At 43.4% G+C, this 13,283-nt stretch carries 9 protein-coding genes; all 9 read right to left on the reverse strand.

Annotated features, from left to right (window positions below; translation table 11 throughout):
- Positions 1 to 413: 413 nt before the first annotated feature.
- Positions 414 to 2,579, reverse strand: a complete 2,166-nt coding sequence (gene ftsH, locus AC973_RS04450) for an ATP-dependent zinc metalloprotease FtsH (RefSeq protein ID WP_048727773.1) — start codon at positions 2,577 to 2,579, stop codon at positions 414 to 416.
- A gap of 67 nt (positions 2,580 to 2,646) precedes the next feature.
- Entirely contained in the window at positions 2,647 to 3,198 is a 552-nt protein-coding gene (gene hpt / locus AC973_RS04455; protein ID WP_048727775.1) for a hypoxanthine phosphoribosyltransferase, read from the reverse strand.
- A 197-nt stretch (positions 3,199 to 3,395) separates the two neighbouring features.
- A complete protein-coding gene (gene tilS, locus AC973_RS04460; protein WP_048727779.1) occupies positions 3,396 to 4,847 on the reverse strand; it encodes a tRNA lysidine(34) synthetase TilS in 1,452 nt (483 codons plus the stop codon).
- Positions 4,848 to 5,024: 177 nt separating this feature from the next.
- Positions 5,025 to 5,585 carry a S1 domain-containing RNA-binding protein gene (locus AC973_RS04465; RefSeq protein ID WP_026465813.1) on the reverse strand — a complete coding sequence of 187 codons (561 nt, stop codon included), beginning with the start codon at positions 5,583 to 5,585 and terminating at the stop codon, positions 5,025 to 5,027.
- Between the two features lie 95 nt (positions 5,586 to 5,680).
- On the reverse strand, positions 5,681 to 6,124 hold the full coding sequence (locus AC973_RS04470) for an FtsB family cell division protein (RefSeq protein WP_034258092.1): 444 nt from the start codon (positions 6,122 to 6,124) through the stop codon (positions 5,681 to 5,683).
- Positions 6,125 to 6,219: 95 nt separating this feature from the next.
- Positions 6,220 to 6,498: an RNA-binding S4 domain-containing protein gene (locus AC973_RS04475; protein ID WP_048727786.1), complete on the reverse strand. Its 279-nt coding sequence runs from the start codon at positions 6,496 to 6,498 to the stop codon at positions 6,220 to 6,222.
- 295 nt (positions 6,499 to 6,793) lie between these two features.
- The gene (locus AC973_RS04480) at positions 6,794 to 8,458 is read right to left on the reverse strand and encodes a putative polysaccharide biosynthesis protein (protein ID WP_048727788.1); all 1,665 of its coding nucleotides are present in this window, start codon (positions 8,456 to 8,458) and stop codon (positions 6,794 to 6,796) included.
- A complete protein-coding gene (mfd, locus tag AC973_RS04485) occupies positions 8,459 to 12,160 on the reverse strand; it encodes a transcription-repair coupling factor (RefSeq protein ID WP_048727792.1) in 3,702 nt (1,233 codons plus the stop codon).
- Between the two features lie 22 nt (positions 12,161 to 12,182).
- Positions 12,183 to 12,746 carry an aminoacyl-tRNA hydrolase gene (gene pth / locus AC973_RS04490; protein WP_048727795.1) on the reverse strand — a complete coding sequence of 188 codons (564 nt, stop codon included), beginning with the start codon at positions 12,744 to 12,746 and terminating at the stop codon, positions 12,183 to 12,185.
- Between the last annotated feature and the right edge of the window lie 537 nt (positions 12,747 to 13,283).

Raw genomic sequence — 13,283 nt, forward strand, 5'->3', positions numbered from 1 at the left:
GGCACCCATTATTCGCTTGTCGCTCTTCAACTACCATTCTAACCTAATTTGACGAACAGTGAAAATATTATAGTTAGCAAAGTGTAAAGCAACCCGGTAAATAATGACCCTTGGAACAAAAACTGCACAATATCTGAAAGATATTGTGCAGTTTTTGTGAAACGCAGTCATTATTGGTTTAATGAACCCGTTTATTGCTGCTAGGAAAGTCGCTTCTTTAATTGCATTGAAAAACCTCCGATAAAATGTCATCGGAGGTTTTTTATTGATTCAAGAAAAATCGGCCCTTACACCCTAGTCGGGTTCGTAAGGGCAGCTCAAGTCTACTTCAAACTAGTTTGCACCACACTGCGTGTGGCACGACTCTAGTCTTCCAGTGTTGTTGAGCTTAGCGGTCTCGCTCGCACCCTTACTTAGTCTTGATCTATATGTGCGTTTCGCCCTTGTGGACCTTGATGATCGTCGTTGTCGTCATCAGAGTCATTAACATCATCAGCCGCTTCGGTTTGGTCTTCTGAAGTCGTTTCTTCAGACCACTCACCATTACGGTATTGACGGTGCTCAGCGCCACGTTGTAAGTCTTTTTTCACTTCTTCAAAAGATTTAGCTTCTGATTCACGTTGTTGTTCGCCATCTAATGGTTCTGGCATTTCACCAGTTTCGAATAAGGCGCGAATTGTGCGTTCATCTAATGTTTCAAGTTCTAGTAATTTCTCAGCAATCACATCTAATTGATCACGGTGAGAAGCTAAGATACTTTCTGCTTCGTCCAAGCACTCGTCCATGAACTTACGTACTTCGTCATCAATTTGACCAGCCGTGCGTTCAGAGTAAGATTTGTTTTGTGCATAACCAGAAGCTGCCCCACGCATTGAGTGGTTACCTTCGTATGAAATTGGTCCAAGTAATTCACTCATACCGTATTCAGTAATCATGGCACGAACAATACCTGTCGCTTGTTCAAAGTCATTAGAAGCTCCAGAAGTTTGGGTATTGAAGATTAATTGTTCAGCGGCACGTCCACCTAGTAAACCAATAACTTGTTCACGCAAGTCTTTGGTTGTGTAAAGGTTTTGGTCTTCACGAGGAAGCATAATCGCATAACCGCCAGCTTTACCACGCGGTACAATTGTCACCTTGTGGACTACACGGGCGTCGCTTAGGACTAAACCAGCAATGGTATGACCAGCCTCGTGGTAAGCAACCATACGACGTTCAACCTTAGAAATCACGCGATCTTTCTTAGCCGGACCAGCAATCACGCGGTCTTGCGCTTCATCAATATCAATCATATCAATTTGTTTCTTATCTACACGAGCTGCCACTAAAGCCGCCTCATTTAATAAGTTTTCAAGTTCAGCACCAGTAAATCCAGGCGTTTGTTTCGCTAATACCTTCAAGTCCACACCTGGGCCGAACGGCTTGTTACGGGCATGTACTTTCAGGATTGCTTCCCGTCCCTTAACATCTGGACGACCAACTAATACCTGTCTATCAAAACGACCTGGACGTAGTAAAGCTGGGTCCAATACGTCAGAACGGTTAGTTGCTGCAATCACGATAACATTATCTTTTTCAGAGAAACCATCCATCTCAACCAACAATTGGTTTAATGTTTGCTCACGTTCATCATGACCTGATCCTGGACCAGCACCACGACGACGACCAACAGCATCAATCTCATCAATAAAGATGATAGATGGGGCACTCTTCTTAGCATTTTCGAATAAGTCACGTACACGAGAAGCACCGACACCAACGAACATTTCCACAAACTCAGAACCTGAGATTGAGTAGAATGGCACGCCAGCTTCACCGGCAACTGCTTTAGCAAGTAATGTCTTACCAGTACCTGGAGGACCCTCTAAAAGCACACCTTTTGGAATACGGGCTCCTAAAGCTTGGAATTTACGTGGATCTTTCAAGAAGTCCACCACTTCAACCAACTCTTGTTTCTCTTCATCCGCACCAGCGACATCAGAGAATCGTACTTTTACTTCTTTCTTCGATTGATCAACAGCCTTCGATTTACCCATAGACATTGGGTTGTTTCGACCGCCACCTTGGCTTTGGCTGAACATCATATACATAATCACAACGAAGAAAACAATCGGTACAGCAGTGAATAATAAGCTCAACCACATACCAGACTGGTCTTCTTCTAAGGCCGTCATTTCAGTACCGGTCGCATTCGCTGTGTCCGTAATCGTTGCAATCGTGTTGTCATTGGGTAATACGTTTACCACAAACTCAGAAGCTGAGCTTTGTTGTAAATCTTGGAAAATTGGAATCCCATCACTAGTTGATGATGATGATTCACTTGATTCCTCACCCGAACCCTTGTAAGCCCCGCGGATTTGGTAAGCCCCGGCGTTGGATTGGATAGAGAAACTCTCTACATCTCCATCAGAAAGTGTTTGAATGAATTCTGATTGTGTTAACTCTTCAGTGGTACCACCAGTAGAATCACTCGTTAATGATCTAACTAATGCCATCAAAGCAAAGAACATAATCAGCCACAGCAAACCACTTCTGATGAAGGTGTTTCTATTTGGTCTGTTAGGTCTCTTTTGTTGCATTCATTTTCCCCATTCTAATTGTTGTTCTTAAAGTAGCCATCGAATAGTTATAAATATAAAAAACTCACTAATTATGGAATAAATGTGCGTAAACACTAGGCTTCAAAATACCGATATAAGGTAGCTGGCGATATTCTTCGTCAAAATCCATACCATAACCAATTACAAACTTATCAGGGATTTCAAAACCAATATAATCCACTGAAACATCTGCAGTACGGCGTTCAGGTTTATTAAGTAAAGTTACCACCTTCACACTTGCTGCATTACGGTGTTGGAACAAATCATGAATTTTTGCTAGCGTATTACCAGTATCCACGATATCCTCAACAATAATCACGTGACGACCAGATACGTCTGCATCTAAGTCCTTCAAAATTTTCACCTGACCTGATGACTCAACCCCACCGCCGTAACTTGAAATATCCATAAAGTCAATTTGTAATTTAATGTCCATTGCACGAATCAAGTCAGACATGAATGGGACAGAACCCTTCAAAATACCAACTACAATCGGCTTCTTATCTTGATAATCCGCCGATAATTCCTCACCTAACACCTGAATACGTTCCGCAATTTCCTCAGTAGAAAATAAAATTTCCTCTACATCTTTATGCATGCCTATAATCCTCCACATTTCATTTCACATAATTCTAGGTTATTTTAGCAAACAACCCAATTTAATAGCAATTAATTAAGACTACTCATCCAAATCTAGCCCCTTTAGCGCAGAAAAACCACCCTAAAAAACTTTCAATAAGCGAAAAGTATTATATCAATCTTACCATTAAACGCCAACAAATACGTCAAAAACCCCTAAAATTTTACCAATACTTTAGCCCCCGCACCACTCCGGTTTACATATAAGACCTCTCCATTGAAAAAGAGGCCCCACACCTCTTGCTGGCTATCCGCTAACACAAAAATATCATCTCGGATACCAGATGGGACTTTTTCGTTGATTAAAAAGCGATTTAGCTTTTGTCGATGACCGTTTGAGAGGTGGATAAAATCTCCGGGACGGCGATTGCGCACAGTCAAGTTAACGTCAGCACCCACCTCAGCCAACAAAACAGACCCCTGGTGCAAATAAACATCCGCTTGGTCCTCGTCAAACCAACCAAATTTGACCTGGTCGTTTACTGCCACCCAGTCCTGCCAGCTTAAAACTTGCTCAGTCATTTTACCGGTGGCACCAACACTTGCTAAGAAATCAGACCGGCCACCGGGCAGAATATAGGCCGTATCATACACCTTGACCAGGCGGTAGCCTCCAGGCAACCGCCACTCAGCTTGCCCATTCTCGCTTTGTAAGAAAGCCACCATCCGCTTAAAGCCGTCTTGCGTAAAGGCAGCCAAGTCGGCAACCCTCGTTCGGTCGAACAATCGCTGCCACAACAAGACCTGTTCAGGCAAGTCATAGTCCGCTATGGCAACCAAATCGACTTGCCAAGTGTCATCTTTCTTCGTCAAGACATCTCTTAAAAATTGGTCCATATAAGCCTCCGCAAACCGGCTAGTCGCTTGAGCAGCCAAGGCGAAGTCGCCCAGATGGTCAATAAGAGCGCCATCTTCCGACTCCAATTCCGGCAAATACTGCTGTCTAAACCTGTTTCTGGTATAAGACAGGTCAAGATTAGACGCATCCTCACTAAAAGGGACCTGCCACGCCGTTGCATAGTCATATAAATCAGCCTTATCCACACTTAACAAGGGGCGGAGCACATAGCCCGTCTGCAAGCCCTGGTCCAAGGGAATTGGCCGGTAGGGATGAATGCCGGCAATACTCTTCAAGCGGCCGCCATGAACTAACCGCATCAAGACTGTTTCCGCCTGGTCATTTTGATGGTGGGCAGTCACTAGGAAAGGTGACTTGGTCAAGACCATCATCCGCTCAAAGACCGCATATCGGAATTCGCGTGCCGCCAATTCCGACCGATTTGGATTCTGCGGGTCATCGTGGTCCCAAGCCACTACTTGGATAGGAATGTCTCGGTCCTCGCAAAACTTGATGACCATATCTTGCTCAGCCGTTGATTCAGGACGGAGCTGGTGGTTAATATGGATTACTGAAAAAGTCACTAATGATTTTTGACCTAAGCGGTGAAACAAATCCAACAAAACCATAGAATCGACGCCACCAGATACAGCCAATAGAAAGGGGATCTGCCCATCAATTGGCACATAGTTAGCCGGTAGTTGCGACTTCAACCGGTCTTTCGTAGCTAGTAGCCAGTCTTCCACTATCTTTAGTACATTTTCACCCATTACATACCGCTCCTTTCCTAAGTTTTTACTTTCCCGAATATTCTCTAGGTATCCCTTTCTATCATAGACACGGTTAAACATCAAAGAGGTCTGCGACAAATTGCCACAGACCCCTCTCAATAAGTGTCTACACTTAGTTTTGGGCCTGTAACCTTAGTTACGACCCACTATATCTTATTAAGAACGACGGCCGCCTCGACCACCGCGTTTACCTTCTGTATTACGTTTTAAAGAAGTTAAACGGTCATCAGAATCTTTTAAGAATGATGACATCAAGCTATCGAAATCATTTGTACCCGCTTTATTACCAGCGTTAGACTTGAATGAATTCCCGCCACCAAAGTTTGAACGACCACCTGAATGGTTGTTTGATTTTGGTTTACCTTGATAGCCACCACCACGGTTGTCGCGGTTGTCATCTTTACGGAAGTTTTGGTTGCCACGGTCGCGACCGCCACCATCGTTGTTTCCGCGATTAGAAGACGCTGGTTTGCTTGCGCCATCTGCGTTTAAACGACGGATTGACAATGCAATCTTACCGTCATCAGCTACATTGGTCACTAAAACAGTTACTTCATCTCCAACCGATAAGACATCGTTGATATCTTTCACGTAGCCTTCAGCTACTTCAGAGATGTGGACTAAACCATTTTTGCCTTCTCCTAAATCAACAAATGCACCAAATTTTGTAATCCCTGTAACTTTTCCGGTAACTTTATTTCCTACTTCAATTGCCATGTATCCCAAATATCCTCCTTGAAATTCTTGCATCCGGTAAATGGATTTTTATCCGGACGAGTAAAGCTATTTCTAGTTTACCTTGTTATCGCAATTTATTCATCATTATTTTCTTGATTTTGTAAATAAGCCTTATTTAAGATTTCAGCTTGTTTAGAAGCGTTATCTTCAGGTACACTGAAGATAACTTCCCCATCTTTACTTAAGTAATAACGTGACCGCGCTAATTTAGCCACGTATTCATCATCTTTCAGTAAGGATGCTTGTTGACTTAAGGTGTCAATCGCCTTTTGTTCACCGGCAATTTCATCCTCAGTTAAAGCAATTTGTTCTTCAACGCCTTGTTGGTCCTTGTGCGCTGCATAAGCAGTCGACACACAACCCAAGGTCACAACAGCGAAGATACCAACGATAAGCCTTGTAATCCAATCAGCTGTGGTCCTTGGTTTTCGTGACCACTTCTTGGTTTTTGCTTTACGGTGTTCTGCTAATGATGTCACTTTTTTGCTTTCACGGTCGGGACGATCTTCTGGCCGCATAGCAAAAACCCCTTTCTGTGGTTGCTTTGAATCCGTCAATCATATACTTAAATAGTATAACAATAATTCAAAGCTAGCGCCATCATAAATCAAGACTAAAGACTACCTTTTTCCTGATCCTCGTGGTAACTTTCGCCAACTATGGTAAACATATTTTCCGCTTCATCTTTTCGTGTTGTTTCTTTCAAGTTTTCAACCTGAACAGTCAGGTCTTTATTCCCAAATGTAATCACCAGTTCGTCACCGATTTTAACATCTGTACCTGACTTAGCTGGACGACCATTAATGGTAATCCGACCCTTGTCCGCAACTTCTTTAGCAACACTTCGTCTTTTAATAATTCTGGATACTTTTAAAAATTTATCTAATCGCAAAAATCTTGCTCCTTTATTATATACGTATTTTTTTTGAAATTTCGGCTAGTTTCTTTTAATCTTCTCTAAATTAATCCACAAAAACCATTTCCATACTTATCTTAAATCTAGTATACCATGGTTTGCGCCTAGTCCTTAACCAATAAGCTAGGAATTTGCTAGCTTTTCCGGGGTTTTATCCCCTTACAAGCTTTAATGATTCTCTAGGCAAAATGACTATACCCCTATTGGAAACAACATTTCCGTATAGGGGACGCCTTTCCCATTTCGGGAACGTGCACTAATTCACTACGCTTTATCCCTGCAATAGCCGCCATATCAACTCGCCTTTTGGCAAGGTTTCCCAATCGACTTGGCTTAATATCGGGTCTTTCCGTAAGTAAACCATCGTCAACATAACGCCTACAAAGATTTGAATCCCCATCAACAAGGTATCCATCAACCGTTCCGGCGCTATCCCTAAAACTTGGTGCCATAAGTAAGCTAAAGTAAAGTTCACCGCAACCATTAAAACAGCTAGTAATCCTGCTTTAAAGGCTACTCGCCCCCATTTAACCAGACGTACTTGCTTAGGCAAGGTCCAATTTAGGTAAATGATCATAGCTGCTAAACCTAAATTGGTCGCCCAGGCGGCGCCTGCCGTATCTAGAAAATCAACTAAACTCGCTGTAAATATCCCTTTAACCAGCATGCCGACCATAAAGGCAATACCTGCTTTATACCACTGCCCTTGGGCTTGGAGAATATTATTTTGCCCTAATACGAGACTGGCGAAGATAACCATCATCACATAAACCATTAAGACCTCAGAGCCAGCAGAACTAGCAAATAGGAAATGGTTTAATTGAGGCATGATCGATATCAATCCGCCCGTAATGATAGTGGCGAGAAAGAGGGTCACCCGCAGGTATTGTCTGCTGACAATTTCAAATTCGCCAGCTTGCTTGCGGTCACCCTTTTTCATTAAAGCAAGGGCGGGTAAGAATGAAGTGGCAAGTGATGTGGCCACAACCATGCCTAGTTGGACGATGGGCTGGCCGCGGTCGTAAATCCCCTTCATATCCTTGGCTACCGCCGTCGCAATTCCATTATCTACCAATTGGTCGTAAACGGTAAAGGCGTCAATCAGCTGATAAAAGACCAATAGTGCTGAGAAGAAACAAATAACAAAGCCTTCTGTGACAAAGTTTTTGGTTAATTTAGTCCAAGATAATCCTGTAGCATCATCAGTCTCACTCGCTTGACCTAACCCGTAATGCCCGGCTAAAAAGTCTTGGTACATGGCCTTCTCGCGGTAATCTAACAGGTAATAAGCCATGACGATCGAAGCAGCTGCGGCGGCAATCCAAGCTGACTGCATGGTCCAAAAACCCATCTGGTAGACATCTGGATTCTTGTCAGTCACCTGCATCCGGCTAAAGATGAAGGCGACAGTTAAAATGACTGCCACCCGAACGAATTGCTCGGCAACTTGCGAAATAGCGGTTGGGGTCATAAGATTACGCCCCTGCATAAAACCTCTGGACAGGAGTAAACCTGGCATCAAGAGGAACATAAAAGACACACTTTTGATAACAGGCGCCAATAAACCATCACCCATCATAGTTGCAATCCAATCAGCCCCAAAATAAATCAGGGCAAAACAAGCGAGTGCAAAAACCGACACAATGACTGCGTATCTCTTCAACAAAGATTTACTTTGCTTGTGGTTATTTTGTAGGGCGACCTGTTTACCAATAAAAGATGGCAAACCATTTAAAGCGAAGGTCATCCCTATTCCGTATATTGGGTAGACCTGTTGGTAGACATAGAAACCTTCGTTACCGACCATATTTTGTAAAGGAACCCGGTAGATAGCAGACAATACTTTAGCCACTAAGGCTGCGAGCGTTAGAACGGCAGCCCCTTGCATGGCCACTTGGCCCGTTGACCTTGCCTTTGAATCGTCATTTTTCACCATCTAGTCACCTGCTTGATTATTTTCTGCATCTAAACCAGTTTGATTAGCTTCATTTTCAGCAGCCTTCACTTGTGCGTCTACAGCAGCTTTACTCGCCGCCTCTTCTTGTTCAACTTTTAAGGCTTGGGATTTCTCGTAGTCAGCTTTTTCCTTAGCCAATTGGTCCGCCTTCATTTGGACTACTTTTTCGTCATCAGCTAACTTGGTTGTAAATTGCAGTAAGTAGTCCAACCATTCTTCAGTAGACAACTTGTTTAAACCTAGGCTAATCATTAAGGCAGCCCCAACTTGCTTAATCGCCAAGCGTAAAGGATTGTCCTCTAATGCCTTGAAGATAGCTGGTGTCATGATTTTTTGTTCAAGATTTTCGTAGAAAAGGACTTCTATGGTGTTGCTAGCAGTAATGCGTTTAATGCTTGTCACACCAACCTTATCAGCCGCCGCTTTAATAGCACCCACTTGCAGTAACAGTTGCGTTTCAATTGGTGGTTCACCGTATCGATCCATCAACTCATCATCCAAGTCCCACATTTCATCTACACTGGTCATGGCCTGCACCCGTTTATAAATCTCCACTTTTTGTCGCTCATCCCGGATATAGCTCTGCGGAATATAAGCATCAATAGATAGTGATATTTCCACTGGCTCAGTTTTCTTAGCCGGTAAAATGCCCCGTTTACGTTGGACTGCTTCACGTAACATTTGTGAATAGAGGTCGAAACCGACTGAGTTAACAAAGCCGTGTTGCTGTTTCCCGAGCAAGTTACCTGCCCCACGAATGGACAAGTCACGCATGGCAATCTTAAAACCAGACCCTAGTTCCGTGAAATCACGTAAGGCCATCAAGCGTTTTTCAGATACCTCAGACAACATCTTGTCCGGACGGTACATGAAATAGGCATAGGCAATTCGAGTTGATCGTCCAACCCGGCCCCGTAATTGGTAGAGGGTAGATAGCCCCATCCGGTCGGCTCCTTCAACCAGTAAGGTGTTGGCGTTAGGAATGTCGACACCTGTCTCAATAATGGTTGTCGTCACTAAAACATCAAACTCACCAAGTACAAAGTCCATCATGACATTTTCCAGTTGGGCAACAGTCATTTGACCATGGGCAATGGCCACCCTCGCTTCAGGGACCAACTCATTGATAAAGGCCGCCTTCTCTTCGATTTGGGCCACATTATTAAAGAGATAGAAAACTTGACCATCTCGAGCAATTTCTCGTTCAATGGCATCTTTGACTGCCCCGTAATTTTGCTCCATTACAAAAGTCTGGACGGGATACCGGTTGGCTGGCGGTGTTTCAATAACGGATAAGTCCCGAACCCCTAGCATAGACATGTTTAAGGTACGAGGAATCGGTGTCGCCGTCAGGGTCAACACATCTACATTCGCTTTTAAGGCCTTCAATTTTTCCTTGGCCTTCACCCCAAACCGTTGTTCCTCATCAACCACTAATAGCCCTAAATCAAGGAATTCAACATCTTTAGATAGGACGCGGTGAGTACCAATCACAATATCCACTTGCCCTTTTTTCAAGCCCGCAATGGTTTCATTTTGTTGGGCCTTGCTTCTAAATCTAGATAATAAGCCAATTTCAAAAGGCCAGTCTGCAAACCGTTCAGTGAAGGTTTCGTAATGTTGTTGGGCTAAAACAGTCGTGGGCACTAAGAAAGCTACTTGTTTACCCTCCATTAAACCTTTAAAGACAGCTCGCATAGCGACTTCCGTTTTTCCAAAACCGACATCTCCAACGAGTAATCGATCCATCGGTTTCTCTACTTCCATATCCTTCTTAATTTCAGCTATCGACCGGACTTGGTCATCGGTTTCTGAATACGGGAAGGCATTTTCAAATTCGGCCTGTTCAGCAGTATCTGGACTAAAAGCGAAACCTTTCTGTGCTTCACGAGAGGCGTATAATTCAATCAGTTCATCCGCAATATCTTCAATCTTGCTGGACACCTTCTGTTTGGTTTTCGCCCATTCGCTACCGCCCATTTTATTTAATTTAGGCTCACGCCCCTCAGCAGACACATATTTTTGAACCAAATCGATTTGGTCAATCGGCACATGAATAGCTGCTTGGTCGGCGAAGACAATGGTCAAGTAGTCTTGGTGGGTGCCGGCAAACTCGATAGTTTCAATACCAGTATACCGCCCAATCCCGTGGTTAACATGAACCACATAGTCCCCAACTTCTAATTGTTGGTAGTTTTTGATCCGTTCCGCATTTGAAATCAGCGGTTTCTTAGCCTTGCGTCGTTTCTTCTGGGTATGGAAGATATCCGCTTCAGCCAGTAAGACTAAACGTTCTTGGACGAATTCAATCGATCCTGATAAGCCGCCCGCAATTAGGTTAACCTTGTTGGCGAAGATATTCCCTTCGTCCGTCGCTTCAGCCGCTACATCTATTTCTCGCAAAATGGCTTGGACTTCTTTCACCCTGTCCTTGTCTTTTAACATGATAACCACTGTTCGACCTGTACGAATCCAAGCATCTAGTTCAATTTTCAGGGCATCCATTTGGTCATAAAACTGTGTAATCATTCGCGTTTGATACTGGTACAGCCCATCGAATTTCAGTGACCCTAGCCCTTGCTGCCATACTGAAAAGTAAAATTTACGACCTTTAAAAGCTTGAATACCTTCCTTAAAGTCAGCATATACTTGGACTTGAGCCGGTAACTGTCCCATTTCAACCATAGTTTGTAAGTACATTTCAGTATTGCTGGTCCAAGTAGCCTCTTCTTGGATTAGACGCGCATAGTCGTCCAAAATTAAGAAAGCTTGGTCGCCAATATAGTCAAGGATGGTCGTGGTTTCTGGGTACATATACTGGTGGAAGTATTTTGAGTTTTCCGTGGTTTCGCCATTTTTCCATGCAAGGACTTCATCGTTAACAACGGCAGTCGCTAAATCTTTAACCACGTCGTCCTTTATCTTAGCCAACGACTTGGCCATCAGTTTTTGGAAGGCATCAGCTTGGGCTTGTAATTGTTGCGGCAAGACAATGAATTCTTGCGACGGTTGAATGTTGATACTTGGTTGGTCTTGCAGGGATTTTTGGGTGTTGGGATCAAAAGTTGAAATCCGTTCTACCTCGTCAAAGCCCACAGATACTCGGACTGGATATTCGGCATTTATAGGATAAAAGTCTACGATGTCCCCGCGTTGACTCATTTCACCTGGGGTCATGACAATTTCCGCCCGTTGGTAACCTTGATTTAACAGACGTTGAACTAGGGTAGCTGGTTCTAATTCATCCCCTAATTTGACTAGCAAACGAGTGTTGTCCCAAATTTCAGTTGGGGTTAATAGGCGTTTCAAACCAAACATAGGCGTGATTAGGACACCAGTCGCTTTAGGGTCACGCGCCCAATTTAAAACATTCAACCGATCGGCTAAGGCTTCTGGACTGGCAATCGCCCAGTCAGCAGCCACAGATTCAGGCACATTAAAGAGATGCAATTGTTCATCAGAAAAGTCACTTTGTAGGTCATTATAAAAGTGGTCGGCTTGCAGTAGATTGTTGGTTACAATGACTACTTTTTGCTCGCTGGCCAAATTCAGTAGGGTTTTAGCCATATAAGCCCGACTAGCCCCTTGAAGGCCTAGATAAAGGACTGATTGACCTGATTTGGCTTGTTGTTTAAATGATTCATTTTGAGATTCCTGCAAGAAAAATGTTTGTAAATCCAAGCGGTCTCCCTCCTTTTCTTGGCTAGTTGTTGTAGTTGGTCATGGTTTCTTCAAAAGAATTGCCTGCTAACCAGTAGTCAATGGCTTCAACCGCTGCACGCGTAGCAGCAAGCATTGGGGTATGGTCTTCTTTAGGGAATCTTGATAGGACGTGGTTGACAACGGTCCCTTCTTTACCCGGATGGCCGATTCCTAGTTTAATGCGGCGAATTTTGTCGGTACCAAGGTGGGCAATCAGTGATTTCACCCCGTTGTGTCCACCAGCAGACCCCTTTTGACGTAAACGAATCCGGCCTGGATCCATATCTAAATCATCATAAACCACTAAAATATCTTCTACTGGAATTGAATAATAGTTGGCCATAGCGCCAACCGCTTCTCCTGAATTATTCATAAAGGTAGTTGGTTTTAGGAAAATCACTTTCTCCCCGTTAACAAAAGTTTCAAAGTATTCCCCTTTAAAGCCTGTTTTGTTGAAAGTCTCATTATGTTGGTAGGCCCATTCACCTAAAGCGATAAAGCCAATGTTGTGTCGTGTGCCCTCATATTTTTTACCTGGATTACCCAATCCGACGATTAATTTCATTCTTGATAGCTCCTTGTTTTCGCTTCTAATATTCGTTTAAATACTTGTTGTCATGTTGTATAGGTATTTTCTAGTTATCGATAAGTCAAACTCAAATTCATCTATAATAGTGAATTGCCCTTTATTTGCCAATCGTCATCTCGATAATAGACTCTAAATTCGTAGCACAAATCCTTGTTAACACACAAAAACCTGCACAGGCATTCACTCGCCCCTAGCGAGTTAGCCCATACAGCGCCTATATATTCGATAGGTTTATTATACCACAAAGAGCCCCTCGGCTTGAAAGATAAAAGCCTGGTCCTTGTGCACAGTGAACGCTAGTTCATTTTGTTCACGTGTTATAGTAGCCAATTTTTGCGACTTTAGGAGGTCTTACTTGGAAAGCGGATACATTTTTGCCATAATAGGGGTGGAGGCCCATTTAAAAGTGGTCGCCCACCATCATCACCGTCCCCTTTTTACAAGAAATTGACTAAAGTTCGAAACAATATTGTTTCATTTACGAACGCTTTACGCAACTTTTCACAAAGTTTC

The sequence above is a fragment of the Carnobacterium sp. 1290_CSPC genome (assembly GCF_001053265.1).
GTDB classification, from domain to species: domain Bacteria; phylum Bacillota; class Bacilli; order Lactobacillales; family Aerococcaceae; genus Aerococcus; species Aerococcus urinaeequi.